Origin of the sequence: Pseudomonas sp. BJa5 (assembly GCF_030272875.2) — a bacterium.
Taxonomy (GTDB): Bacteria; Pseudomonadota; Gammaproteobacteria; order Pseudomonadales; family Pseudomonadaceae; genus Aquipseudomonas.
This window is the reverse complement of sequence record NZ_JALRNG020000036.1, coordinates 45,389-69,940: the sequence shown is the minus strand read 5'-3', so window position 1 is coordinate 69,940 and position 24,552 is coordinate 45,389. Positions and strand designations below refer to the sequence as shown.

Sequence of the window (24,552 nt, the reverse complement as noted above, 5' to 3'; positions counted from 1 at the left end):
CCCCCCCCCCCCCCCCCCCCCCCCCCCCCCCCCCCCCCCCCCCCCCCCCCCCCCCCCCCCCCCCCCCCCCCCCCCCCGCTCCTGCAGCCCCCCATCGCGGCGCCAGGGTTACGGTCGCTGTGCGACCGATCGCAGCCTCGTGCCTCGGCAGCGGCTACAGGCACGATCGCAGCCCTTCCATGTTAAGGTTCCCCCCAGTTCGACAGCCTCCAGGGACGTTCCATGCCATACAGCCAAACGCTTCAACCAGGATTCATGGTGGTCCACGGCAATCGCCTGGATGAACTGCGCAGCCTGGTGGTGAGTTGGATGCGTCGCTATCCCCTGGCTCCGCTGGAAAACGAGATCGCCCTGGTGCAGAGCAACGGTATCGCCCAGTGGCTAAAGCTGGCCCTGGCCGAAGACCCGGAGGAGGACGATCTGGGCGGCTGCGGTATTGCCGCCGCGATCGAAGTGCAGTTGCCCGGCAGTTTCATGTGGCAGCTGTACCGGCGTGTGCTGGGCCGCGACGAGATCCCCGAGATCTCGCTGCTGGACAAGGCTCCCCTGACCTGGCGCCTGATGCGCCTGCTGCCCGAAGTCATCGACAAGCCCCACTTCGAGCCCCTGCAGCGCTTCCTCACCGACGACAGCGACCTGCGCAAGCGCTACCAGCTCGCCGAGCGCCTGGCCGACCTGTTCGACCAGTACCAGGTCTACCGCGCCGACTGGCTCAAGGACTGGGCCGCAGGCCGGCACGTGCTGAACAGCGCCCGTGGCGACGCCAGGCCGTTGCCCCCGGCCAACTGCTGGCAAGCCGAGCTGTGGCGTGCGTTGTTGCTGGATGTCGGTGAAGAGGGCATGGCCCAGAGCCGTGCCGGCGTGCACCAGCGCTTCATCGAACGGATCAACAGCCTGGAGCAGGCACCGGCGGGGCTACCGTCGCGGGTCATCGTCTTCGGTATTTCGTCGTTGCCGGCCCAGGCCCTGGAAGCCCTGGCCGGCCTGGCCCGCTTCAGTCAGGTACTGCTCTGCGTGCATAACCCTTGCCGCCATCACTGGGCCGATATCGTCGCCGACAAGGACCTGCTGCGTCACCAGTACAAACGCCAGCAGCGCAAGCCCGGCACGCCCAGCCTGATCGACGCCCAGTCCCTGCACCAGCACGCCCATCCGCTGTTGGCGGCCTGGGGCAAGCAAGGGCGTGACTACATCAACCTGCTCGACAGCTACGATGATCCGGGCAGCTATCGCGCCGCCTTCAGCGATGGGCGCATCGACCTGTTCAGCGACAGCCAGCCCAAGACCCTGCTCAACCAGCTGCAGGACGACATCCTCGAACTGCGCCCACTGGCCGAGACCCGAGAGCTGTGGCCCGCAGTGGACCCGAGCAAGGACCGCTCGGTGCGTTTCCAGGTGGCGCACAGTGCGCAACGCGAGGTGGAGATCCTCCACGACCAGCTGCTTGCCCGCTTCAGCGCAGATCCTGACCTGCGCCCCCGTGACGTGATCGTCATGCTGCCGGACATCAACACCTACGCACCGCACATCCGTGCGGTATTCGGACAGCTGGGCCGCGATGACCCACGCTTCATCCCCTTCACCCTGACCGACCAGGGCCAGCGTGGCCGCGATCCCTTGCTGATCGCCCTGGAGCACCTGCTCAAGCTGCCGGACAGCCGCTTTGCCGTCAGCGAGATTCTCGACCTGCTCGACGTCCCCGCCTTGCGCGCCCGCTTTGCGATCAAGGAAAGCGACCTGCCGACCTTGCACCGCTGGATCGAGGGCGCCGGCATTCGGTGGGGGCTGAATGCCGAGCAGCGGGCTGGCCTGGGCCTGCCTGCGGACCTTGAGCAGAACAGCTGGCGATTCGGCCTGCGGCGGATGCTGCTGGGCTATGCAGTCGGTGTTGGCGAAGGTTGCGACGGCATTGAGCCGTTCGACGAGATCGGCGGACTGGATGCGGCCTTGATCGGCCCCCTGGTGGCCCTGCTCGATGCCCTGGAGATTGCCCATCGACAATTGTCCCAGGCGGCGACCGCCGGGCAGTGGGGCGAGCGCCTGCATGCCTTGCTGCAGGTGTTCTTCCTCGCCGAAACCGAGCACGACGACTACCTGTTGGTGCAACTGCAGGACCTGCGCGAAACCTGGCTGCAAACCTGCGAAGCTGTCGGCCTCGACGATCTGTTGCCGCTGACCGTGGTCCGCGAAGCCTGGCTTGCAGGCCTCGATCAGGGGCGTCTGTCCCAGCGCTTCCTTGCCGGCTCGGTGAACTTCTGCACCCTGATGCCGATGCGCGCAATTCCGTTCAAGCTGGTGTGCCTGCTGGGCATGAACGACGGCGACTACCCGCGTGCGCAACCGCCGCTGGACTTCGACATGATGGGCAGCGACTACCGCCCCGGCGACCGCTCGCGTCGCGAGGACGACCGCTACCTGTTGCTCGAAGCGCTGCTGTCGGCGCGTGACCAGTTGTACGTCAGCTGGGTCGGTCGCAGCATTCGCGACAACAGCGAACGTCCGGCTTCGGTGCTGATCGGCCAGTTGCGCGATCACCTGGCCAGCGGCTGGCAGCTGGCCTCAGCCAAGGCCGGCGACAAGCTTGATGCCGGCGAACAGTTGTTGCACGCCCTGACCGTGGAACACCCGCTGCAACCGTTTAGCGCCCGCTATTTCCACAAGGGTAGCAATCTGTTCAGCTTCGCCCGCGAATGGCGAGCCTTGCACGTTCCCGAGGATGCGCCGACCAGGGGCGAGGATGAGCTTGCACCTTACAACAGTGATGAAGCCTTGAGCCTGACCTTGCTGCAGGACTTCCTCCGTCATCCGGTACGGCACTTCTTCAGCCAGCGGCTGAAGGTGTTCTTCGAGTCGGTGGAAGCCCCCCTGGCCGATGAGGAGCCGTTCGTGCTCGACGCACTGCAGCGTTACGGCCTGAGCGAGAGCCTGTTGTCCGTGGCCCTGGCGACCCCCGATGACGCCCCCCGGGCCCTGGCCGATCAAGCCCGCCGCCTGCAAGGTTGCGGCCTGTTGCCCCTGGCCGGTTTCGGGCAGTGTCTGCAGGACGAATTGGTCGAGCCGCTGCCCGACCTGCTGCAGCGTCACCAGCACTTGCTGAAGCGCTGGCCCAAGGTGCTGGACAGCGCCTTGCCCATCCGTTTCGAGTACCGCCAGCTCACGCTCGAAGGCTGGCTCGGCCGGGTCTATCAAGGGGATGACCAGTCCCTGCTCGCTATTACCACCTTGCCCAACAGCATCAGCAGTGGGCGCACGCTCAAGTGGCATCGGCTGACCGCGACCTGGGTCACGCACCTGGCCGCCTGCGCCGTGGGCCTGCCCTTGCACAGTGCGGTGGTGGCAACCGACATCACCCTGCTGTTGGCACCCATCGAGCAGGCCAGTGCCCGCGAGCAGCTCGGCGACCTGCTGCTGGCCCGCCAGGCCGGGATGTGCGCGCCGCTGCCGGTGGCGGTCAAGACCGCCTTTGCCTGGCTCGCCCAGAGCGATCCGGACAAGGCCCTGGCTGCCGCGGCCAAGGCCTTTGAAGGCGATGGCCAGAACAGTTTTGGCGAGCGTAGCGAAAGCACGGCGCTGGCCCGTCAGTTCACCGATTTCGCGGCCCTGAGCGCCAGCGAAGAGTTCGAAGGCTGGTGCGAGGCCTTGTACCGCCCGATGTTCGCAGCGCCCTGGCAGACCTTGGGCAATGAGGAGAGCGCCCAATGAGTCGCGTAGCCCCCCTGGCACTGACTTTTCCCCTGCACGGCAGCCAGTTGATCGAGGCCAGCGCCGGCACCGGCAAGACCTTCACCATTTCCGCCCTGTACCTGCGCCTGGTGCTGGGGCATGGCGGCGAGCAGGGCTTCGGCCGTGAGCTGTTGCCGCCGCAGATCCTGGTGGTGACCTTCACCGATGCCGCCACCAAGGAATTGCGCGAGCGGATCCGTACCCGGCTGGCGGAAGCGGCGCGGTTCTTCCGTGGTGAGCTGGACGAGGCCGACCCGTTGCTCCAGCAACTGCGCGACGACTATCCGGCGGAGCTTTGGCCCGCCTGCGCCAACCGCCTGGATGTGGCGGCGCAGTGGATGGACGAGGCCGCCGTTTCGACTATCCACAGCTGGTGCCAGCGCATGCTCCGTGAGCATGCCTTCGACAGTGGCAGCCTGTTCACCCAGACCCTGGAAACCGATCACAGCGAACTGCTCGGCCAGGTGATGCGCGATTACTGGCGGCGCTTCTGCTACAGCATGCAGGGCGATGCGCTGGCCTGGGTTCGCGCCCACTGGGTCAGCCCCGATGCCTTGTTGCCACGGGTGCGTGCGCTGTTCGGGCGCAAGCAGGTGCAGAACAACGACGAAGAGCCCCAGGCCCTGATCGACGCGGTGTTGCACCAGCGCGGCGAGCAACTGCGCAAGCTCAAGGCACCCTGGACACAGTGGTCGGCCGAGTTGCTGCAGATCTGCCGCGACGGCCTGGCGGCCAAGCAGGTGGACGGGCGCAAGATGCAGGCCCGCTACTTCGAACCTTGGTGCGAGAATCTCGCCGCCTGGGCCAGCGACGAGCAGGCCCTGGAGCTGGACCTGGGCACCGGCTTCACCCGCCTGACCCGTATCGGCATGGCCGAAGCCTGGAAGGGCGAGCCGCCCAGCCACCCGGCGCTGCAGGCCATGGAAAGCCTGCGTGAACAACTCGAAGCCTTGCCGACGCCCGACGCCTGCCTGCTCGAACATGCCGCCGCCTGGGTCGGCGCACGTTTCGAGCAGGAGAAGCGCCGCCGCGCCGAAATGGGCTTCGACGACATGCTGGTGCGCCTGGACCATGCCCTGCAGGGCGATACCGGCGAGCGCCTGGCCGGGCTGATCCGCGAGCAGTTCCCGGTGGCCCTGATCGATGAATTCCAGGACACCGACCCGGTGCAGTACCGGATCTTCCAGCGCATCTACCGCATCGAGGAAAACCTGCACGACACCGGCCTGTTCATGATCGGTGACCCCAAGCAGGCGATCTATGCCTTCCGTGGCGCCGATATCTTCACGTACCTGGGCGCCCGCCGCGCCACCGCCGGACGTCTGCACAGCCTGGACACCAACTACCGTTCCAGCCAGGCCATGGTCAGCGCGGTCAATCATGTGTTCATGCAGGCCGAAGCGCGTGAGCTTGGCCGTGGTGCCTTCCTGTTCCGCGACGGCGATGACAACCCGGTGCCGTTCACCCCGGTCAAGGCCAAGGGCCGCAGCGAGCAGTTGCAGATCGACGGGCAGGCGGTCGCGGCGCTGAATCTCTGGCAACTGGAAAGCGAAGAGCCGGTGTCCGGCGCGGTCTACCGTCAGCAACTGGCCGCCAGCTGTGCCAGCCAGATCGTCGCCTTGCTCAACGGCGGCCAGCAAGGCCGTAGCGGTTTCCTCCAGGCCGACCAGACGCTGCGCGGCTGCCTGCCGTCGGACATTGCCATCCTCGTGCGTGATGGCCGCGAGGCGCAGTTGATTCGTGCCGAGCTTGCCGCGCGCGATGTGCGCAGCGTGTACCTGTCGGACAAGGACTCGGTGTTCGCCGCCCAGGAAGCCCAGGACCTGCTGGCCTGGCTCAAGGCCTGTGCCGAGCCGGATGCCGAACGCCTGCTCAAGGCGGCCCTGGCCAGCATCACCCTGGACCTGCCGCTGTCGGCCCTGGAGCAGTTGAACCAGGACGAGCGGGTGTGGGAACGCTGGGTCATGGAGTTCCGCCAGTACCGGATCATCTGGCGCAGCCAGGGCGTGCTGCCGATGCTGCGCCGGCTGCTCCACGACTTCAGACTGCCCCAGGTGTTGATGGCCCGCAGCGACGGCGAACGGGTGCTGACCAACTTGCTGCATCTGGCCGAACTGCTACAGCAGGCGGCCACCGAGCTCGATGGCGAGCAGGCGCTGATCCGCCATCTGGCCGAGCACCTGGCCAGTGCCGGACAGGCTGGTGAAGATCAGATCCTGCGCCTGGAAAGTGATGAGCAACTGGTCAAGGTGGTCACCATCCACAAATCCAAGGGCCTGGAATACCCGCTGGTGTTCCTGCCGTTCATCTGTACCAGCAAGCCGGTTGACGGCCAGCGCCTGCCGCTGGCCTGGCATGACAGCGCCGGCCAGGCCCACCTGACCCTGACCCCGGATGCCGAGCAGATCGCCCTGGCCGACGATGAGCGCCTGGCCGAAGACCTGCGCCTGCTCTATGTGGCCCTGACCCGTGCGCAACATGCTTGCTGGCTGGGTGTCGCCGACCTCAAACGCGGCACCGGCAAGGTCTCGCTGCTGCACCGTTCGGCCCTGGGCTATCTGTTGGGTGGTGGTGCGCCCCTGGCGGTCTCCAGTCAGTTGAGCGACTGGCTCCAGACGCTGCAGAGCGGTTGCCCGGCCATCGCCAGCAGTGCCTTGCCGGTCGCCGATGAGCAAGGCTACAGCGCACCGCGCAGCCAGGCCGAACTGCTGCCGGTGCGCCAGCCCAAGCGCCGTGCCGCCGAAAACTGGTGGATTGCGTCCTACAGTGCCCTGCGCATTGGCGAAGAGTCCATGACCCTGGCGGCCGACAGCTCCCAGGCCCAGCACCTGTTCGACGACGAGCGCCCGGACCCGCAGCAACTGCGCGAAGTCATGCCCGGCAGTGGTGATATCCATCGCTTCCCGCGCGGTCCCAACCCCGGCACCTTCCTCCATGGCCTGCTGGAATGGGCGGGACTGGAAGGCTTCGCCCAAGTGGCGGCGGACGATGAAAAACTCATGCGCACCGTCGGCCAGCGCTGCAACCGCCGTGACTGGAAGGGCTGGATCACCACCCTCGGTCACTGGCTGCAACGCCTGCTGGTGCAACCCATGGCCCTGGCCGCGGACCGCCCGGCGCTGGCCCTGAACCAGCTGAGCCGCTACCAGATCGAAATGGAGTTCTGGTTCGCCAGCCACAAGGTCGACGTCGGCCAGCTCGATCGCCTCGTCTGCGAACATACCCATCAAGGCGTTGCCCGGGTCGGGGCCCAGCCGGCCCAGCTCAACGGCATGTTCAAGGGCTTCATCGACCTGGCCTTCGAACACGAGGGGCGCTACTACGTGGCGGACTACAAATCCAACTGGCTCGGTCCCGATGACCAGGCCTACAGCGAGCTGGCCATGGAAGCGGCGATCCTCAATCACCGCTACGACCTGCAATACGTGCTGTACCTGTTGGCCCTGCACCGCCAGTTGCGGGCACGGCTGCCGGACTACGACTATGACCAGCACCTGGGCGGCGCCCTGTTCATTTTCTTGCGCGGCGTGCATGCCAGCACCGGCGGGCTGTACTTCGTCAAACCGCCGCGCGAGCTGATCGAGCGCCTGGACGCGCTGTTCCGTGGCACCAGCGCACCGCAGCAACATGACCTGTTTTCCGGAGACGCACCATGAGCCGCACCCTCGTCGACCTGCTGCCGACACCGCTGGATGCCGGGCACCTGGCGGCGCTCCAACCACTGAGCGACAGCCGCGACCTGCTGACGTTGCTCGATCGCTGGGTCGAGCGCGGCTGGCTGCGCGCACTGGATCGGGCCTTCGTCGGCTTTCTCCAGGAACGTGACCCGCAGGGCGAGCCGTTGATGCTGCTGGCGGCGGCCCTGACCAGCCACCAGCTGGGCCATGGCCATGTCTGCCTGGACCTGGGCGAGACCCTGGCCGAACCGGATTTTGCCTTGTCGCTGCCCCCCGAGGGCGATGCCCTGGCGGGCCCCTTGTTGTTGCCGTCACAACTGCTGGAGCGCCTGACCCTGGCGACCTGGCTGCAGCACCTGGGCGCTAGCCGCCTGGTCGCCGCGGGCGGCAATCCCGCGCACGCTTCGTGCCCGCTGGTGCTCAGCGGCCAGCGTCTGTACCTGCGCCGCTACTGGACCTACGAGCGGCAGATCGACAGTGCCCTGCGCCAGCGCCTGGAGCAGGCCGAGCCGACCCCGACCGACCTGTCGGCGCGCCTGGCGCAGTTGTTCGCCGAGGGCGGCCAGGCGGGGCAGGTGGACTGGCAGAAGCTGGCCTGCGCCCTGGCCACCCGTGGCGCGTTCAGCATCATTACCGGCGGCCCCGGCACCGGCAAGACCACCACCGTGGTGCGCTTGCTGGCCTTGCTCCAGGCGCCGGCGGTGGAGGCCGGGCGGCCGCTGCGCATTCGCCTGGCCGCGCCCACCGGCAAGGCGGCGGCACGCCTGACCGAGTCCATCGGCCAGCAGGTCGAGCGCCTGCAGGTCGATGCACAAGTACGTCAGAACATTCCCACCGAGGTGTCCACAGTCCACCGCCTGCTCGGCAGCCGGCCGGGCACCCGGCATTTCCGTCACCACGCCGGCAACCCCTTGCCCCTGGACGTGCTGGTGGTCGACGAAGCCTCGATGATCGACCTGGAAATGATGGCCAACCTGTTGGCCGCGTTGCCGCCCCATGCACGCCTGGTGCTGCTGGGGGACAAGGACCAGCTGGCCTCGGTGGAAGCCGGCGCTGTGCTCGGTGACCTGTGCCGGGATGCCGAGGCAGGGCGCTACAGTCCGCAGACCCTGGGCTGGCTGGAGCAGGTCAGCGGCGAAGCCCTGGCGGGCAGTGAACTGTTGCCCGGCAGCAGCGAGCAATACCCGCTGGCCCAGCAGGTGGTGATGCTGCGATTTTCCAGGCGCTTTGGCGAGACCAGCGGCATCGGCCGCCTGGCACGTCTGGTCAACCTGCAGGAGGCCGAGCAGGCGCGCGACTTGCTCAAGCAGAAACTGGACGACGTCTTCGGCCTCAGCCTGCGCGGGGAGCAGGATCGTGCCCTGGATCGCCTGCTGCTCGACGGCCTGGGCCGTGGCAGCGACGGTCCCCAGGGCTACCGCAGCTACTTGCAGGTCATTGGCCGGCAGCGCCCGCCACCGGGCACTGCGGTCGACGATCCGCGCTGGGAGGCCTGGGCCATGGCCGTGTTGCAGGGCTTCGAGACCTTCCAGTTGCTGTGCGCCGTGCGCAAGGGGCCGTGGGGTGTCGAAGGGCTGAACCAGCGGGTTGGCCGGGTGCTGGGTGCCGCCGGCCTGATCGATGTCGAGCTGCCCTGGTATGAAGGTCGGCCGGTGCTGATGACCCGCAATGACTATGGCCTGGGCCTGATGAACGGCGATATCGGCATCGCCTTGCGCCTGCCCGACGAGCAACGCCCCGGCCAGCACCTATTACGGGTGGCCTTTGCCCGCAACGATGGCCGCGGTGGCGTGCGCTTCGTGCTGCCCAGCCGGCTCAACGACGTGGAAACTGTGTTCGCCATGACCGTGCACAAATCCCAGGGCTCGGAGTTCACCCACACTGCGCTGGTGCTGCCCGATGCCTTGAACCCGGTGCTGACCAAGGAACTGATCTATACCGGCATCACCCGGGCGAAAACCTGCTTCACCCTGATCGAACCACGCCAAGGCGTGTTCGAGGAGGCGGTGCGGCGCAAGGTCAAACGCCTGTCCGGCTTGATGCTGGAGCAGGTCTGAGCAGGGCGATTCGGTCTTTTGCCGGATCGCCCGTGGCCTGCCTGCTCGCTGGAAACTCCGTCCCTGTGCTATCGTTTCGGCATTATCCCGCGGGGTTTTAAGAGATTTCCTTCATGATGGTGGCCGCCCCTACATCGGGACGTGTGACGAACCGGGGGCGTTTGCTGCTGGCCGCTTTGTCGATGCTGTTCGCGGCGCTGGCCCAGGCCGAACCCGGGACGGCCGCCTCACTGGCCGAACAACGGGCCAAGGCGGTGACCCAGGTGGTGCTGGGTATCCTCAGTTATGCACGCTGGCCCGTGGAGCCCGGGCAGCTGCGCCTGTGCCTGGTCGGCCCCACCGAATACGCCGACGACCTGGTCAAGGGTACCACCCAGCACACCGGTCGGCCTGTGCTGGTGCGCCGCCTGCTGGCCGATGACCCGCGCATCAGCAACGAGTGCGATGCCGTCTACCTGGGGCAGTTGGCCCCGGATGAGCGCAGTCGCGTGTTCAGCGCGATCAATGGTCACCCGGTCCTGAGCATCAGCGAAGCCAACGACCCCTGTACCGTGGGCAGCGTGTTCTGCCTGCGGGTCAGCGACCGCCAGGTGGCGTTCGACGTCAACCTCGACTCGGTGGCGCGCAGCGGCGTGCGCATCCACCCCAGCGTGCTGCAGCTGTCGCGGCGGCGGGCGGGGCAGCCATGATCGGTTGGTTCCGCAAGCGCCAGCGCCCGACCCTGCGTGCCGTCCTTGGCCGTCGTCACTTGAGCGTGGCCTTGCTGGCCGTGGGCCTGGCCGGTATCTCCCTGACTGTGCTGGGTGTGCTGGCGCTGCGGGTGTACGCCAACCACAACCTGCACCTGATCGCCCGTTCGATCAACTACACCGTCGAAGCCGCCGTGGTGTTCAACGACAGCAGCGCCGCCAACGAAGCCCTGGCCCTGATTGCCGCCACCGAGGAGGTGGCCGACGCCAAGGTGTTCGATGGTAATAACGTGCTGCTGGCGCGCTGGCAGCGCAGCGAGGACGGTCTGCTGGCGCAGCTGGAGCAACAGGTGGCGCGCAGCCTGCTGCAGGAGCCGGTGATCCTGCCGGTGATGCATCAAGGCCAGCAGGTCGGGCGAACCGAGCTGGTGGGGCAGGGCGGCAGCCTCATGCGCTTCTTGCTCAGCGGCCTGGCCGGCATCCTGTTGTGCACGGTACTCAGCGCCGTCGGTGCGCTGTACCTGTCGCGGCGCATGTTCGGCGATATCGTCGGCCCCTTGCGCAGCCTGGCCACCGTGGCCCATGCCGCACGCCGCGAGCGCAGTTTCGAGCAACGGGTGCCGGCGACCCAGATTGCCGAACTCAACGAGCTGGGCAATGACTTCAACGCCCTGCTCGACGAGCTGGAAAACTGGCAGAACCACCTGCAGAGCGAGAACGAAAGCCTCGCCCACCAGGCCAGCCACGACAGCCTGACCGGCCTGCCCAACCGTGCCTTCTTCGAGGGCCGCCTCAGCCGCACCCTGCGTAATGCCAGCAAGCACCAGGAGCACCTGGCGCTGCTGTTCCTCGACAGCGACAACTTCAAGGACATCAACGACAGCCATGGCCATGCGGCCGGCGATGAAGTGCTGGTCAGCGTCGCCACCCGGGTTCGTGCGCAACTGCGCGAGAACGACCTGGTGGCGCGCCTGGGCGGCGATGAATTCGCCGTGTTGCTGGCGCCGCTGAACAGCCGCGAGGATGCGCTGCGCATCGCCGAAAAGATCATTGCCAGCATGCGCCTGCCCATCCGCCTGACCGAAGGCCAGAGCGTCGTCACCTCGCTGAGTGTCGGTATTGCCTATTACCCGGATGACGGCCTGAGCCCGGCCGACCTTCTCAATGCCGCCGATGCGGCGATGTACCAGGCCAAACGCAACACGCGTGGCCAGTGGCAAACGGCAGAGACGGAGCGCTCTGCCCTTCACGTAAAAAACAGGAGCTGAACCGTGACACATCTGAACCGATACCTGCGATTCCACTTTGCCTGGCTGGCGCTGATGCTGCTGGCCCTGACCGGCTGCCAGAGCGTGCCGCCCAAGGGGCTGACGGCCGCACAGATCGCCGTGCTCAAGCAGGAGGGCTTTCGCCTGACCGACGAAGGCTGGGAGTTCGGGCTGTCGGGCAAGGTGCTGTTCGGCAGTGACCTGGATTCGCTCAACAGCGAAAGCCGCACCATCGTCGAGCGTATCGGCAAATCACTGTTGTCGGTGGATATCCAGCGGGTGCGGGTCGACGGTCATGCCGATGCTTCGGGCAAGGCCGCCTACAACGAGCAACTGTCGGTACGCCGGGCGCAAAGCGTGGCCAACGTCCTGGCCTCGGTCGGCATGCGCCCGGAGAATGTCGAAGTACGAGGTCTGGGCAGCCGCGAACCGGTGGCCGGCAACGACACCCGCGCCGGGCGCACGGAAAATCGCCGGGTGGCGATTGTGGTGGCGTCCAACTAGTCGGCGAACGACATGCTGCGCGACGCGCCCATCAGCAACGGTGTGTTGCGCTCGGTCACCTCCCGAATGTAATCCCACAACAGCGTAATCCGCTTGAGTTTGCGCAAGTCTTCCCGGCAGTACATCCAGAACTGCCGGGTAATCTCCACTTCCTCGGGCAGGATCGCGATCAGGCGTGGGTCCTGCGCCGCCAGGAAGCACGGCAGGATGGCCAGGCCACGGCCCTGCAGGGCCGCCACATACTGGGCGATCACGCTGGTGCTGCGCAGGTTGGCGCTGGCGGCCGGAATCACGTTGGCCAGGTACAGCAACTCGGAGCTGAAGGCCAGGTCGTCGACATAGCTGATGAACTGATGGCGGGCCAGGTCGCTGCTGCGGCTGATCGGCTCATGGTTGTCCAGGTAGTCCTGGGTGGCGTACAGGCGCAGGCGGTAGTCGCACAGTTTGCAGCACACGTAGGGGCCGTGTTCGGGGCGTTCGAGGGCGATGACGATGTCGGCCTCGCGCTTGGACAGGCTGATGAAGTGCGGCAGCGGCAGGATGTCCACCGAGATCGCAGGATAAGCATCGACGAAGTGGCTCAGCTGCGGGGTGACGAAGAAGGTGCCGAAGCCTTCGGTGCAGCCCATGCGCACATGCCCGGACAACGCCACACCGGAGCCCGATACCTGCTCGCAGGCCATGTGCAGGGTGCTTTCGATCGACTCGGCATAGCTGAGCAGGCGCTGGCCCTCGGCGGTCAGGACGAAGCCGTTGGTCCGCGACTTTTCGAACAGCAGGGTGCCCAGCGCCACTTCCAGCGAACTGATGCGCCGCGACACCGTGGTGTAGTCCACACCCAGGCGCTTGGCCGCGCTGCTGGCCTTGCGGGTACGGGCCACTTCGAGAAAGAACTTCAGGTCATCCCAGTTCAACGAACCCAGGGAGGTGATGTTTTTTTGCATGTTGGTCCGGATTTTATGTGCGTTCTTATTGGATCTTTGCACATCTATACTCCAAAACAACCCCAGACCCAAGCGCCCGTCGTGGCAGACCCGGCGGCGTCGATCTCTCCCTAACAACAATTTCAGGAGAACGTCCATGAACGCATCCCTCACTCCCGGCCAGACCAAGGTCGAGCAGGTCAAGCTGCTGATCGACGGCCAGTGGGTCGAATCGAAAACCACCGAGTGGCGCGACGTGATCAACCCGGCCACCCAGCAAGTGCTGGCCCGCGTGCCGTTTGCCACCGCCGAAGAGGTCGATGCCGCCATCGCCGCCGGCCAGCGCGCGTTCAAAACCTGGCGCGACACCCCGATCGGCGCCCGCATGCGCATCATGCTCAAGCTGCAGGCACTGATCCGCGAAAACTCCAAGCGCATTGCCGCCGTGCTCAGTGCCGAGCAGGGCAAGACCATCGCCGATGCCGAAGGCGATATCTTCCGTGGCCTGGAAGTGGTCGAGCACGCCAGCAGCATCGGTAGCCTGCAGATGGGCGAGTTCGCCGAGAACGTCGCCGGCGGCGTCGATACCTACACCCTGCGCCAGCCGATCGGCGTGTGCGCCGGCATCACCCCGTTCAACTTCCCGGCGATGATTCCGCTGTGGATGTTCCCCATGGCCATCGTCTGCGGCAACACCTTCGTGCTCAAGCCGTCCGAGCAGGACCCGCTGTCGACCATGATGCTGGTCGAGCTGGCTGTCGAAGCCGGTGTGCCGGCCGGTGTGCTGAACGTGGTGCACGGTGGCAAGCAGGTGGTCGATGCGCTGTGCACCCACCAGGATATCAAGGCGATCTCCTTCGTCGGTTCCACCGAAGTCGGCACCCACGTCTACAACCTGGCCAGCCAGCACGGCAAGCGCGTGCAGTCGATGATGGGGGCGAAGAACCACGCCGTGGTCCTGCCCGATGCCAACCGCACCCAGACCCTCAATGCCCTGGTCGGCGCAGGTTTCGGCGCGGCCGGCCAGCGCTGCATGGCGACCTCGGTGGCGGTGCTGGTGGGCAAGGCCCGCGAATGGCTGCCGGAGCTCAAGGAGCTGGCGGCCAACCTCAAGGTCAACGCCGGCTGTGAGCCGGGCACCGATGTCGGCCCGCTGGTCTCCAAGCGTGCCAAGGAGCGCGTGCTGGGCCTGATCGAAAGCGGTATCGAGGAAGGCGCCAAGCTCGAACTCGATGGCCGTGGTGTCAGCGTGCCAGGCTACGAGCAAGGCAACTTCGTCGGCCCGACCCTGTTCTCCGGGGTGACCACCGACATGAAGATCTACACCCAGGAAATCTTCGGCCCGGTGCTGGTGGTGCTGGAAGTCGACACCCTCGACGAAGCCATCGCCCTGGTCAACCGCAACCCCTTCGGCAACGGCACCGGCCTGTTCACCCAGAGCGGCGCTGCTGCGCGCAAGTTCCAGACCGAGATCGATGTCGGCCAGGTCGGTATCAACATCCCGATTCCGGTACCGGTCCCGTTCTTCAGCTTCACCGGTTCCCGTGGCTCCAAGCTCGGCGACCTGGGCCCATACGGCAAGCAGGTGGTGCAGTTCTACACTCAGACCAAGACCGTCACCAGCCGCTGGTTCGATGATGACAGCGTCAACGATGGCGTGAACACCACCATCAGCCTGCGCTAAGGAGCTCACCATGCGTATCGCATTCATCGGCCTGGGCAACATGGGCGCGCCCATGGCGCGCAACCTGATCAAGGCCGGGCATCAACTGAACCTGTTCGACCTGAACAAGACCGTGCTGGCCGAGCTCGCCGAGCTGGGCGGGCAGGTCAGCAGCTCGCCGCGCGAGGCTGCGCAGCAGAGCGACCTGGTCATCACCATGCTGCCGGCCGCGGCTCATGTGCGCAGCGTGTACCTGAGCGAAGACGGTGTGCTGGCGGGCGTGCGCGCCGGTACCCCGGTGGTCGACTGCAGCACCATCGACCCGCAGACCGCACGTGATGTGTCGGCCGCAGCGGCCAAGCAAGGCGTGGACCTGGCCGATGCGCCGGTGTCCGGCGGCACCGGCGGTGCGGCGGCGGGCACCCTGACCTTCATGGTCGGGGCCAGCGACGCGCTGTTCGCCACCCTGCAGCCGGTGCTGGCGCAGATGGGCCGCAACATCGTGCATTGCGGTGCGGTGGGTACCGGGCAGATCGCCAAGATCTGCAACAACCTGCTGCTGGGCATCTCGATGATCGGTGTGTCCGAGGCCATGGCCCTGGGCAATGCCCTGGGCATCGACACCAAGGTGCTGGCCGGGATCATCAACAGTTCTACCGGGCGTTGCTGGAGTTCGGACACCTACAACCCGTGGCCGGGCATCATCGAGACGGCACCGGCCTCGCGTGGCTACACCGGCGGCTTCGGTGCCGAGCTGATGCTCAAGGACCTGGGCCTGGCCACCGAAGCTGCGCGCCAGGCGCACCAGCCGGTGATCCTTGGCGCGGTGGCCCAGCAGCTGTACCAGGCCATGAGCCTGCGCGGTGATGGCGGCAAGGATTTCTCGGCGATTGTCGAGGGATATCGCAAACCCGAGTAACGAGGCGGACGGTATCGCGGCGCCGGCTTCTCACCCAGCTGTAACGCGCACCGGGTGGGTGAGAAGCAGGCGTCGCGATATTTTTTGCAAAGCACCTACTGCTCGGTGGGAGCGGGCTTGCCCCGCGATTGCGTGCCGTCAGTCACATCGAATCGCGGGTCAAGCCCGCTCCCACCCAGCCAGGACAGTTGCGTCCTCAGGCAAAGACGAAATACTTGCGCACCGTCTCCACCACCTCCCAGGTGCCTTTCATCCCCGGTTCGATGACGAACACATCACCGGCCCTCAAGTGGATCGGCTGCTCACCCTCCGGGGTGATCACGCAGTAGCCATCGAGAAAATGGCAGTACTCCCACTTCTCGTAATTGACCTCGAACTTGCCCGGCGTGCAGATCCAGGTGCCCATGATCTTGCTGCCGTCCTTGGACAGGTAGGCGTTGAGGTTGACGGTGTGCGGGTCGCCGCCGATGCGTTTCCACTTGGTCGCGTCCAGCACGGGGGTAGGGCAGGTGTCGCGCAGTACGGTGATGAAATCGGACATATCCACTCCTGAGGATCGGCACAAAGGTCCGTCACCATAGGCCCGATCCTTGCGCCGGCTTTGTCTGGGCCCGACGTCCATCACTCGATCCACGCCTGTGCCCGGAACCGGCTCAGGTATCAGAGTGTATCCGCAGCTGCTTTCCGCGAACTGGCATACAAATGCGGTCATCCGCGGATACGCCAGTGATACATGCCTGAGGCGAAATGGCTTCACCCGAACGAGGACCGACCCATCGACCTCCCGGGATTCATTCGCCCTTGTGGCATGACCACACACAGCATCCGGAGTCACACCATGTCCCGTAAATCGATCTCGAACAAAACCAGCCTTGGCCTGGCCGCCGTCGCCCTGATCGGCGGCTTGAACCTGACCTCGTCCGCCTTCGCCGTGGAGGCTCTGCCCCAGGGCTACCAGTTGGCTTCTGCCGACAAGGCCGGGGAAGGCAAGTGTGGCGAAGGCAAATGCGGCGCCAGCGAGGCGGCCAGCACCACCAGCAAGGCCACCACCGCCGAGGGCAAGTGCGGTGAAGGCAAGTGTGGCGACGCCTCCTTCGCCCGTACCGACACCGACGATGACGGCCGGGTTTCGCTCAAGGAGCTGCTGGCCGTGGCACCCAATGGCGGTGTGGAGTTCCAGGCGATGGACACGAACAAGGACGGCTTCCTCTCCGAGGGCGAGGTCTACACCTTCAGGACCAACCAGTACATCGCCAACGGCAAGAAAGTCCCCACGGAACTGTTCACCCGCCTGAGCCAGGCCAAGGAATGAGTTCGACCCGCGTCCGCTCGCCCTCCCTGCGCCTCTAGCCCGGGAGGGCACCTGAACCCTGGAGATCACTCATGACTGCTGTTTCCACTCTGCAGGGCGCAGGCCTCGGCTTGCGCCGAGCCTTGATGCCCGAGCTGCTGGCGATGGACGCCACGGCCGTGGATTTCCTCGAATGCGCCCCTGACAACTGGATCGCGGTCGGCGGTCACTATGGCGAAGGCCTTGCCCGCCTTGCCGAGCGCTTCCCGCTGTCGTGCCATGGCCTGTCGCTGTCCCTGGGCGGCCCCGCTGCGCTTGACCGCGAACTGTTGCGCCGTACCCGGGAGTTCCTCGATCGCCACGAGGTGGCGCTGTTCAGCGAGCACCTGAGCTACAGCGCCGACGACGGCCAACTCTACGACCTGCTGCCGCTGCCTTTCACCGAGGAGGCGGTACGGCATGTCGCTGCCCGCATTCGCCAGACCCAGGATGCCCTGGGGCGGCGCATTGCGGTGGAGAACATCTCGTACTACGCCGCGCCCTACCAGGCCCTGAGCGAGATCGACTTCCTCCGTGCAGTGCTGGAGGAGGCCGACTGCGACCTGCTGCTGGACGTCAACAACCTCTTCGTCAATGCCATCAACCACGGCTACGACACCACCGCCTACCTCGCTGCGCTGCCGGCGCAACGGGTGGTCTACCTGCACGTGGCCGGTCATTACGACGAAGCGCCGGACCTGAAGATCGATACCCACGGCGCGTCGGTCAAGGCGGATGTCTGGGGTTTGCTGGAGCAGGCCTACCGGCGTTTCGGGCCGTTGCCAACCTTGCTGGAGCGGGATTTCAACTTCCCGCCACTGGCTGAGTTGCTGGCCGAAGTCGAAGCGATCCGCTGGCGCCAACGCAGCGCCGTGAGCCTGCCGGAGGTGCGTCATGCCTGAAGCCCTGCACGAACAATTGATGCGCATGGCCGGCCATGTACGCGACCCGCAGCGCCATGCACCGCCGCCGGGCATCGAGGCACGCCGCCTGGCCGTGTACCGTCAGCTGTTCTTCGGCAACGTCGAGTCGCTGCTGGCGGGCAGCTTTCCGGTGATCCGCTCCAGCCTCGGCCCGCCACGCTGGCGGGCACTGGTGGAGGTCTTCTACGCCGACTACCGAAGCCAAACGCCGCTGTTCACTGAGCTTGCCGGCGAATTCGTCGCCTTCCTCGAACAGGGCGCAAGCGTTGCCCACGACCTGCCACCCTGGCTGGCCGAGCTTGCGCATTACGAATGGGTGGAGGGGGCCTTGCTGCTCAGTGACCGCAGCGCCCCGCCGCATGATCCCGAAGGCGATCTGCTCGACGGCATTCCCCTGTTGTCGCCGCTGGCCTGGCCGTTGGCTTACCAATGGCCGGTGAGCGACATCGGACCTGATTACCAACCGCACCAGGCACCAGCGCAACCGAGCCTGCTGCTGGTCCGGCGTGATGCCGACCTGAAGGTGCGTTTCTCTCGTTTGGCACCCTTGGCCCATGCCCTGCTGGGTTCGCTGCAGGCGCAGCAAAGCACGGGCCGCCAGCACCTGGAGCGCCTGGCCGAAGCTGTCGCTGTCGACAGCGCGACCCTTCTGCCACAGGGCCTGGCCCTGCTGGAAAACCTGCGCGCGCAGGGTGTGCTGCTCGGCACCCGGGTGTGACGCGTATACCGACGCCGGCCCCCCCCGGCATTCGTACCTCCCCAAGGAGAAAAGTGATGACCGCAGTACTGGAAAAAACGCTCTACACCGGGCGCACCCGTACCTCGGGTGGCCGTGATGGCAACGGTGTGTCTTCCGATGGCTGGTTGAAGCTGCGCCTGAGCCCGCCCGGATCCGGACGCCCAGGCACCAACCCCGAGCAGTTGCTGGGGGTCGGCTGGTCGGCCTGCTTCATCGGCGCCATGCGCCGCGCCGCGCAGACGCTGGCGCTTCACGTTCCCGAGGACGTGGCCGTGGCTGCCGAGATCTCGCTGGGCAATACCCATGATGGTGGCTTTGCCCTGGCGGCCAGGCTGACCGTGGAACTGCCGGGGCTGGAGGCTGCGGACAAGGCCCGCCTGGTGGAGGCCGCGCACCAGCTTTGCCCTTACTCCAAGGCCACTCGCGGCAATATCGAAGTGACCTTCGACATTCCCTGAGTCGTACCTGACCATTAAAAAACCGCGCTCCTTTGCAGGGGCGCGGTTTTTTAATAAAGGGTAATTACAAACGGCCCGGTCAGGCTTTCCTGCGCAACAGTGCATCCAGGCTCAGGTGTCCGGCCCCCCTGAACAGCAGGGGAAGCGCCGCCACCAGGTAGATCAGCGGCAGCTTGTAGTTGCCGAAGCCCTTGTCGGTGATGGCGTAACCCATGGCCAGTTCGGTCAGGCTCGACCAGTGCGCCGGCCAGTGCACGGCAGCGATGGCCACCAGGGTCACCACGATCAGCGCCAGGGTCGCCAGGCGCGTACCCAGGCCGAGCAACAGCAGCACCGGGGCGATCAGCTCGATCCACATCGAAAGCTGCCAGTTCAGGCTGGCCGGGAGCTGGTCGAAGGGGAACGGAAAGGCGCCCTGGATCTGCTCGAACCAGTTTTCGCCGTTCCATTTCTCCAGGCCGGATTCGAAGAACTCCCAGGCGAGGAACAGGCGCAGCGGAAGGTCGGCGCTCCAGGCGCCAAGGCGGTCGAGTTGCCTGAAGCTGTGCTTGATCGGGTTGAGGGCGAAGGTGAGGGCGCTAGTCATGGGCAATCTCCTGTGAAGTGATTTCAGCCGGCAGAGCGGGGGTGCTGTCGGTGACGCCATGGTCACAGGAGGGCTTGTCTCGAATGTGTCTGCCACGGGCCGCTGTGTATCCCTGTGTACGCATGGGCGCAACGTTCAGCTCCAGCTGTGCGCTGCGCCCATGCATCAATCAGTGCCGATAGCGGGACGCTGGCGTACTCAGCGACAGGTTCGGCAGCAGCTGCTGCCGCGCGGCTTCGTAGGCATCCAGATCAGCACTGTCCGGCAGGGCCGGGATGGTGATGAACTCACCCTGCGCGAGCCCGGCAAGGGCCGCGTCGACCATGTCGTCGGCCTGCATGACGATCGCGCCGGGCAGCTGGTCGACGGGTTTTCCGGCAATGGCCCAGAAGTCGGTGGCCGTGGCGCCGGGAAGCACCGCCTGGACCCTGACGTTGCTGCTCGCCAGTTCCTGGCGCAGCGACTGGCTGAGGGCGAGGACGAACGCCTTGGACGCGCCATACACACCGTTCAGCAGCTCCGGCGCGATGGCGACGATCGAGGCGATGTTGATCAGCGTGCCCGCGTCGCGGGCCACGAAACCCGGCACGGCGGCATAGGTCAGCCGCGTCAGTGCGGTCACGTTGAGGTCGATCATCGGTTGTAGTGCATCGATATCCGACTCGAGCAGGGGGTCGGTTGCGCCCAGGCCTGCGTTGTTCACCAGCAGCGTGATGCTGGCATCGCTGCGCAGGATATCTTCGACGCGCTTCAGGTCGGTCCTGGTGCCAAGGTCGGCGACCACCACCTCGATGGAGCGTCCTGTTTCATCGGTCAGGCGCTTGGCCAGGGCATGCAGGCGTTCGCCGTTGCGCGCGACCAGAATCAGGTCATAGCCCTGGCGGCTGAGTCGGTCGGCATAGATCGCCCCGATGCCGGAAGAGGCGCCGGTGATCAGTGCAGTACCTTTGTTCGTAGTCATGGCAGTGTCTCCAGTGGGACGGCGCGACGAGGGTCGTGCGCTCTGTCTGGAAACGATCCTATTACCTTGTTAGGTTGTCCTGAATGACATATAAGACACCTTTTAGGACATGGTGAAAACATCATGCACAGCATTGGCTTTGTCATCTTTCCCGGCTTCCAGGTCATGGGGTTCACGGCGATCACCGCGTTCGAAATCGCCAACCTGGTCCTCGGCAAACCGGCCTATGAGGTCACCTTGCTGTCCGAGGCGGGAGGACTGGTACTCTCATCCGCCGGGTTTCGCGTGGAAACCCAGGCCTTCGGCAGCCGCACGTTCGATACTGTGATGTTCGGTGCCAGCACCACGATCGAGCAGGTCACGCCAGGGCTTGTCCGCTTCGTGCAGCAGTCGATGGCGTCTTCCCGACGGGTGGCAGGTCCTTGCACTGGCGCGTTCGTGCTGGCGCAAAGCGGGGTGCTCGACGGTCGCCGGGCCACCACGCACTGGTTGTTCGCCAAGGAGCTGCAGGAGCGATTCCCCAAGGTCAAGGTCGAGCTGGACAGGATCTACATCATCGACGGCCCGGTGTGGACATCGGCGGGCATGACGGCCAGCATCGACCTGGCGCTGGCGATGATCGAGAAGGACCACGGCCTCGATACCGCGCGCACCGTCGCCCGCAAGCTGGTGGTCTACCACCGCCGTGCGGGGGGGCAATCGCAGTTTTCGGTACTGCTGGAGATGGAGCCGAAGTCCGATCGAATCCAGGCGGCGCTGGAGTACGCCCGTCGCAACCTGAAGAGCGTCCTGAGTGTGGAGGAACTGGCCGAAATCGCTCACCTGAGCCCGCGCCAGTTCAGCCGGACATTCACCGCGCAAACCGGCCAGTCGCCGGCCAAGGCCGTGGAGCATCTACGGGTCGAAGCGGCGCGCATGCTCCTTGAGGACAGTACTCATCCGATCGAAGTCATTGCCAGGGAGACGGGCTTCGCTGACCGCGAGCGGATGCGGCGCGCCTTCCTGCGCACCATTGGCCAGGCGCCGCAAACGGTACGTCGAGCCGGCTCAATCAGCCCGACGTAGCCCGGGGCAACATTGCCCAGGTTCAGGACAGGTCTATGGCGTACACCTCACCTAGCCGTTCGATTCCATAGCGTTTCACCTCCAGTCCTGTGGCGCTGTGCGGGCAACCCCTGGCGAGGTCGAAGCGCAGCCCGTGGGCGGGGCACTGCAACAGGCTGCCCTGCAGCTTGCCGGCAAGCAGCGAGGCACCGCTGTGCGGGCAACTGTCGTCGATGGCATGCAGGGTGCCGGCGACATTGAACAGCAGCACCGACTTGTCCTCATGACGAAGTAGCACCCGCTGGCCTTCGGCCGGCAGGCGAGCTGCCGGGATCTCGATCACTGGTTTCACCTGAAGCTCCTGCGGCGGGATAAGGTCAGAGGGCTTCGGCCAGTTTCTTCAGCTCGGCCTTGAGGACTTTGCCGGTCGCCGCGGCAGGCAGGCTGTCCAGCACGCAGATGTGGCTCGGGCGTTTGTAGGGCGACAGGCGTTCGGCGAGGAAGGCCCGCAGGGCCGCGACATCGAAGGCGCTGCGATCCGCCACCTGGAGGAACGCCACCACCTCTTCGTTACCTTCCACCGGACGACCGACCACGGCGGTCATCACCACGCCGGGGAAAGCCACCAGGGCCGCCTCGACTTCAGGCGGGTAGACGTTGAAGCCGGAACGGATGATCAGCTCCTTGCTGCGCCCGACGATGAACAGCGCACCGTCGCTGTCCTGGCGCGCCATGTCGCCGGTGTTCAGCCAGCCGTCCACGGTCAGCACTTCCTCGGTCTTGTCCGGGGCCCGGTAATAACCTTTCATCACGTTGGGACCGCGTACCCAGAGTTCGCCAACTTCGCCCTGGGCAACGGCAGCGGTGCGCCCGTTGTTCATCAGGAGAATTTCCAGCCCGGGAATCGGCCGGCCGACAGAGGTGTCGCCGCGTGGTTCGTCGATGCGCGTCTGGCTGACCGTAGGCGAACTTTCGGTCAGGCCATAACCGTTGTGCAGGGCGATGCCGAAGCGTTGCTCGACGGCGGTCTTGAGGGTCATGTCCAGCGGCGAGCCGCCGGCGTACATGAAGCGCAGGTGTGGCGCCTGCAGTTCGATCTGGCCGGCGTCGGCCAGTTCCAGCAGCCGTGCGTACATGGCCGGCACGCCCTGCATCAGGGTCACGCCGTCTTCGCGCAGGGCGCGGGCCAGTTCCTGCGGGTCGAAGCGTGCTTCCAGCTGCAGTGCCGCGCCGGCGAACAGGCTGGCCAGGCACACGGCCGACAGGCCATAGACATGGGAAATCGGCAGCACCGCGTAGACCCGGTCGGCATTGCACAGCTGGCGCAGCAGGCTGGCGGAGTGGGCGATGTACAAGAGATTGCGGTGGGTCAGCATGACGCCCTTGGGCGCGCCGGTGGTGCCGGTGGTGTAGATCATCGCCGCCACCTGGCGCGCCGGGTCGTGTTCGACCGGCTCGGGTTGGCAATCCGTGTTCAACGGGCCGAGGTGGTAGCTGCCCAGCCGCTCCGTGCTGCGCGGTTCGGCACCGGCGCGCTCGGCATGGGCGGCGGCCTCCTTCGACACGGTGCTGGCGAACAGCACCCGGCGGGCGCCGCTGTGGGTGCAGATGTTGTCGATCTCCGCGGCCGACAGCCGCGCATTGACCACCACCGACCAGGCGTCCAGGCGGCTGAGGGCGAGGAGGGCGGCGACCTGCAGGGCACAGTTCTCGGCCACCAGCATGACCCGGTCGCCGCTGCGGATACCATCGGCTTCGAACTGCGCGGCCAGGCGGCTGACCGCCCCGCGCAGTTCGCCGTAGCTGAGGGTCAACCCGCCCTCGTGCAGGGCTGGCGCATCGTCATGGCTGTGGGGATGGCGCTCGATGATCTGGTGCAGGCGCTCGGGCAGGCCGGCCAGTACGTGTTCACGGGTCAGCATGTCAGTTCTGCTCCGCGCGACGAATCAGGTTACGGGCGATCACCAGTTGCTGGATCTGCGTGGTGCCTTCGTAGATGCGGAACAGGCGCACATCGCGGTAGAACCGCTCGATGCCGTATTCGCTGACGTAGCCGGCGCCGCCGAAGATCTGCACGGCGCGATCGGCCACGCGGCCGCACATTTCCGAGGCGAACATCTTGCAGCACGAGGCCTCCATGGACACATCCTGCTTGAGGTCGCGCTTGCGCGCGGCATCGATGACCATGCAGCGGGCGGCGTAGATGTCGGCCTGGCTGTCGGCGAGCATGGCCTGGATCAGCTGGAACTCGGCCAGCGGCTGGCCGAACTGCTGGCGCTCCAGCGCGTAGTTCAGGGCATCGCTGAGCATGCGCTCGGCGGCACCGACGCAGATCGCGGCAATGTGCAGGCGGCCCTTGTCGAGGACTTTCATGGCGGTCTTGAAGCCGACGCCCTCGACGCCGCCGATCAGGTTGGCGACCGGGATGCGGCAGTTCTCGAAGATCACATCGCAGGTGTGCGCGCCTTTCTGGCCCATCTTCTGGTCGATCTTGCCCAGCGACACGCCCGGCGTGCCGGCCTCGACGATGAACGCGGAAATGCCGCCGGCGCCCTTGATCTCGGTGCTGGTGCGGGCCATCACGGTGAAGATGCCGGCCTGCGGGGCGTTGGTGATGAAGCGCTTGGTGCCGTTGAGCACGTAGTGGTCACCCTCGCGCACGGCGCGGGTGCGCAGGGAGGCGGCGTCGGAGCCGGCGCCGGGTTCGGTGAGGGCGAACGAGCCGATCAGTTCACCGGCGGCCATTCGTGGCAGGTAGTGCTGCTTCTGCGCCTCGGTGCCGTCGATGATCAGGCCCTGGGAGCCGATGCCGTTGTTGGTGCCGATCAGGGAGCGGAAGGCGGGCGAGGTCTTGCCCAGCTCGAAGGCGACCAGGACTTCCTCTTCCATGCTCAGGCCCAGGCCGTCGTATTCCTGCGGGATGCACAGGCCGAACAGGCCCAGGGCGCGCATCTCGTCGACGATGTCCTGGGGAATACGGTCGTTTTCGGCGACCTCGGCCTCGGCGGGCACCAGGCGTTCACGGACGAAGCGCGACAGGTTGTCGAGCAACAGGTTGAGTGTTTCCTGATCGTTGATCATGCAGACC

At 66.0% G+C, this 24,552-nt stretch carries 20 protein-coding genes; 13 read left to right on the top strand and 7 right to left on the bottom strand.

Translation table 11 applies throughout. The features are described from left to right. Nucleotides 1-222: 222 nt before the first annotated feature. From recC to M2D63_RS19785, 6 genes are all read left to right on the top strand, one after another. Nucleotides 223-3,702 (top strand): exodeoxyribonuclease V subunit gamma, encoded by a 3,480-nt coding sequence (recC, locus tag M2D63_RS19810; RefSeq protein WP_285864693.1) that lies wholly within the window; start codon nt 223-225, stop codon nt 3,700-3,702. Further along, the gene (gene recB, locus M2D63_RS19805; RefSeq protein ID WP_285864692.1) at nt 3,699-7,379 is read left to right on the top strand and encodes an exodeoxyribonuclease V subunit beta; all 3,681 of its coding nucleotides are present in this window, start codon (nt 3,699-3,701) and stop codon (nt 7,377-7,379) included. Before recC ends, recB begins: the two co-directional genes overlap by 4 nt. Beyond that, nucleotides 7,376-9,457 carry an exodeoxyribonuclease V subunit alpha gene (gene recD / locus M2D63_RS19800; RefSeq protein ID WP_285864691.1) on the top strand — a complete coding sequence of 694 codons (2,082 nt, stop codon included), beginning with the start codon at nt 7,376-7,378 and terminating at the stop codon, nt 9,455-9,457. The genes recB and recD overlap by 4 nt, the downstream gene beginning before the upstream one ends. 113 nt (nt 9,458-9,570) lie before the next feature. Next, the gene (locus M2D63_RS19795) at nt 9,571-10,146 is read left to right on the top strand and encodes a YfiR family protein (protein ID WP_285864690.1); all 576 of its coding nucleotides are present in this window, start codon (nt 9,571-9,573) and stop codon (nt 10,144-10,146) included. After that, nucleotides 10,143-11,414, top strand: coding sequence for a diguanylate cyclase domain-containing protein (locus tag M2D63_RS19790; protein ID WP_285864689.1), 1,272 nt, complete (start codon nt 10,143-10,145; stop codon nt 11,412-11,414). Before M2D63_RS19795 ends, M2D63_RS19790 begins: the two co-directional genes overlap by 4 nt. 54 nt (nt 11,415-11,468) lie before the next feature. Continuing rightward, entirely contained in the window at nt 11,469-11,918 is a 450-nt protein-coding gene (locus M2D63_RS19785) for an OmpA family protein (RefSeq protein WP_285864694.1), read from the top strand. On the opposite strand, the gene M2D63_RS19780 is transcribed toward M2D63_RS19785, so the two are convergent. Next, nucleotides 11,915-12,862, bottom strand: a complete 948-nt coding sequence (locus M2D63_RS19780) for a LysR family transcriptional regulator (RefSeq protein ID WP_285864688.1) — start codon at nt 12,860-12,862, stop codon at nt 11,915-11,917. The two genes, M2D63_RS19785 and M2D63_RS19780, sit on opposite strands and share 4 nt — an antisense overlap. Nucleotides 12,863-12,998: 136 nt before the next feature. Between M2D63_RS19780 and M2D63_RS19775 the strand changes: the two genes are divergently transcribed. Both M2D63_RS19775 and mmsB read left to right on the top strand, forming a co-directional pair. Beyond that, the gene (locus tag M2D63_RS19775; RefSeq protein WP_285864687.1) at nt 12,999-14,525 is read left to right on the top strand and encodes a CoA-acylating methylmalonate-semialdehyde dehydrogenase; all 1,527 of its coding nucleotides are present in this window, start codon (nt 12,999-13,001) and stop codon (nt 14,523-14,525) included. Between the two features lie 10 nt (nt 14,526-14,535). Continuing rightward, nucleotides 14,536-15,423: a 3-hydroxyisobutyrate dehydrogenase gene (mmsB, locus tag M2D63_RS19770; RefSeq protein WP_285864686.1), complete on the top strand. Its 888-nt coding sequence runs from the start codon at nt 14,536-14,538 to the stop codon at nt 15,421-15,423. Between the two features lie 196 nt (nt 15,424-15,619). On the opposite strand, the gene M2D63_RS19765 is transcribed toward mmsB, so the two are convergent. Continuing rightward, the gene (locus tag M2D63_RS19765; protein ID WP_285864685.1) at nt 15,620-15,964 is read right to left on the bottom strand and encodes a cupin domain-containing protein; all 345 of its coding nucleotides are present in this window, start codon (nt 15,962-15,964) and stop codon (nt 15,620-15,622) included. A gap of 297 nt (nt 15,965-16,261) precedes the next feature. Here M2D63_RS19765 and M2D63_RS19760 point away from each other — a divergent pair, with 297 nt between their 5' ends. From M2D63_RS19760 to M2D63_RS19745, 4 genes are all read left to right on the top strand, one after another. Further along, complete coding sequence (locus M2D63_RS19760) at nt 16,262-16,735, top strand: hypothetical protein (protein WP_285864684.1); 474 nt, start codon at nt 16,262-16,264, stop codon at nt 16,733-16,735. 71 nt (nt 16,736-16,806) lie between these two features. Further along, nucleotides 16,807-17,655, top strand: a complete 849-nt coding sequence (locus tag M2D63_RS19755) for a DUF692 domain-containing protein (RefSeq protein ID WP_285864683.1) — start codon at nt 16,807-16,809, stop codon at nt 17,653-17,655. Continuing rightward, on the top strand, nt 17,648-18,394 hold the full coding sequence (locus M2D63_RS19750) for a DUF2063 domain-containing protein (RefSeq protein ID WP_285864682.1): 747 nt from the start codon (nt 17,648-17,650) through the stop codon (nt 18,392-18,394). Before M2D63_RS19755 ends, M2D63_RS19750 begins: the two co-directional genes overlap by 8 nt. A gap of 56 nt (nt 18,395-18,450) precedes the next feature. Next, nucleotides 18,451-18,873: an organic hydroperoxide resistance protein gene (locus tag M2D63_RS19745; protein WP_285864681.1), complete on the top strand. Its 423-nt coding sequence runs from the start codon at nt 18,451-18,453 to the stop codon at nt 18,871-18,873. A gap of 79 nt (nt 18,874-18,952) precedes the next feature. Here the strand turns inward: M2D63_RS19745 and M2D63_RS19740 are convergent, their stop codons facing one another. After that, nucleotides 18,953-19,459: a DoxX family protein gene (locus M2D63_RS19740; RefSeq protein WP_285864680.1), complete on the bottom strand. Its 507-nt coding sequence runs from the start codon at nt 19,457-19,459 to the stop codon at nt 18,953-18,955. Nucleotides 19,460-19,628: 169 nt separating this feature from the next. Continuing rightward, nucleotides 19,629-20,420: an SDR family oxidoreductase gene (locus tag M2D63_RS19735; RefSeq protein WP_285864679.1), complete on the bottom strand. Its 792-nt coding sequence runs from the start codon at nt 20,418-20,420 to the stop codon at nt 19,629-19,631. A gap of 123 nt (nt 20,421-20,543) precedes the next feature. On the opposite strand from M2D63_RS19735, the gene M2D63_RS19730 reads away from it, so the two are divergent. Further along, a complete protein-coding gene (locus tag M2D63_RS19730; protein ID WP_285864678.1) occupies nt 20,544-21,485 on the top strand; it encodes a GlxA family transcriptional regulator in 942 nt (313 codons plus the stop codon). Nucleotides 21,486-21,507: 22 nt separating this feature from the next. On the opposite strand, the gene M2D63_RS19725 is transcribed toward M2D63_RS19730, so the two are convergent. The 3 genes from M2D63_RS19725 to M2D63_RS19715 are packed head-to-tail and all read right to left on the bottom strand — an operon-like array spanning nt 21,508 to nt 24,545. Then, nucleotides 21,508-21,816: a Rieske (2Fe-2S) protein gene (locus M2D63_RS19725; RefSeq protein ID WP_285864677.1), complete on the bottom strand. Its 309-nt coding sequence runs from the start codon at nt 21,814-21,816 to the stop codon at nt 21,508-21,510. Between the two features lie 25 nt (nt 21,817-21,841). Then, nucleotides 21,842-23,386 carry a class I adenylate-forming enzyme family protein gene (locus tag M2D63_RS19720; RefSeq protein WP_285864676.1) on the bottom strand — a complete coding sequence of 515 codons (1,545 nt, stop codon included), beginning with the start codon at nt 23,384-23,386 and terminating at the stop codon, nt 21,842-21,844. A gap of 1 nt (nt 23,387) precedes the next feature. Continuing rightward, nucleotides 23,388-24,545 (bottom strand): acyl-CoA dehydrogenase family protein, encoded by a 1,158-nt coding sequence (locus tag M2D63_RS19715; RefSeq protein ID WP_285864675.1) that lies wholly within the window; start codon nt 24,543-24,545, stop codon nt 23,388-23,390. Nucleotides 24,546-24,552: the final 7 nt, after the last annotated feature.

Bases quoted from the DNA above. Each gene is read 5' to 3' on its own strand.
- recC (WP_285864693.1), top strand. From the start codon at position 223: ATGCCATACAGCCAAACGCTTCAACCAGGATTCATGGTGGTCCACGGC.
- recB (WP_285864692.1), top strand. From the start codon at position 3,699: ATGAGTCGCGTAGCCCCCCTGGCACTGACTTTTCCCCTGCACGGCAGC.
- recD (WP_285864691.1), top strand. From the start codon at position 7,376: ATGAGCCGCACCCTCGTCGACCTGCTGCCGACACCGCTGGATGCCGGG.
- M2D63_RS19795 (WP_285864690.1), top strand. From the start codon at position 9,571: ATGATGGTGGCCGCCCCTACATCGGGACGTGTGACGAACCGGGGGCGT.
- M2D63_RS19790 (WP_285864689.1), top strand. From the start codon at position 10,143: ATGATCGGTTGGTTCCGCAAGCGCCAGCGCCCGACCCTGCGTGCCGTC.
- M2D63_RS19785 (WP_285864694.1), top strand. From the start codon at position 11,469: ATGCTGCTGGCCCTGACCGGCTGCCAGAGCGTGCCGCCCAAGGGGCTG.
- M2D63_RS19780 (WP_285864688.1), bottom strand. From the start codon at position 12,862: ATGCAAAAAAACATCACCTCCCTGGGTTCGTTGAACTGGGATGACCTG.
- M2D63_RS19775 (WP_285864687.1), top strand. From the start codon at position 12,999: ATGAACGCATCCCTCACTCCCGGCCAGACCAAGGTCGAGCAGGTCAAG.
- mmsB (WP_285864686.1), top strand. From the start codon at position 14,536: ATGCGTATCGCATTCATCGGCCTGGGCAACATGGGCGCGCCCATGGCG.
- M2D63_RS19765 (WP_285864685.1), bottom strand. From the start codon at position 15,964: ATGTCCGATTTCATCACCGTACTGCGCGACACCTGCCCTACCCCCGTG.
- M2D63_RS19760 (WP_285864684.1), top strand. From the start codon at position 16,262: ATGTCCCGTAAATCGATCTCGAACAAAACCAGCCTTGGCCTGGCCGCC.
- M2D63_RS19755 (WP_285864683.1), top strand. From the start codon at position 16,807: ATGACTGCTGTTTCCACTCTGCAGGGCGCAGGCCTCGGCTTGCGCCGA.
- M2D63_RS19750 (WP_285864682.1), top strand. From the start codon at position 17,648: ATGCCTGAAGCCCTGCACGAACAATTGATGCGCATGGCCGGCCATGTA.
- M2D63_RS19745 (WP_285864681.1), top strand. From the start codon at position 18,451: ATGACCGCAGTACTGGAAAAAACGCTCTACACCGGGCGCACCCGTACC.
- M2D63_RS19740 (WP_285864680.1), bottom strand. From the start codon at position 19,459: ATGACTAGCGCCCTCACCTTCGCCCTCAACCCGATCAAGCACAGCTTC.
- M2D63_RS19735 (WP_285864679.1), bottom strand. From the start codon at position 20,420: ATGACTACGAACAAAGGTACTGCACTGATCACCGGCGCCTCTTCCGGC.
- M2D63_RS19730 (WP_285864678.1), top strand. From the start codon at position 20,544: ATGCACAGCATTGGCTTTGTCATCTTTCCCGGCTTCCAGGTCATGGGG.
- M2D63_RS19720 (WP_285864676.1), bottom strand. From the start codon at position 23,386: ATGCTGACCCGTGAACACGTACTGGCCGGCCTGCCCGAGCGCCTGCAC.
- M2D63_RS19715 (WP_285864675.1), bottom strand. From the start codon at position 24,545: ATGATCAACGATCAGGAAACACTCAACCTGTTGCTCGACAACCTGTCG.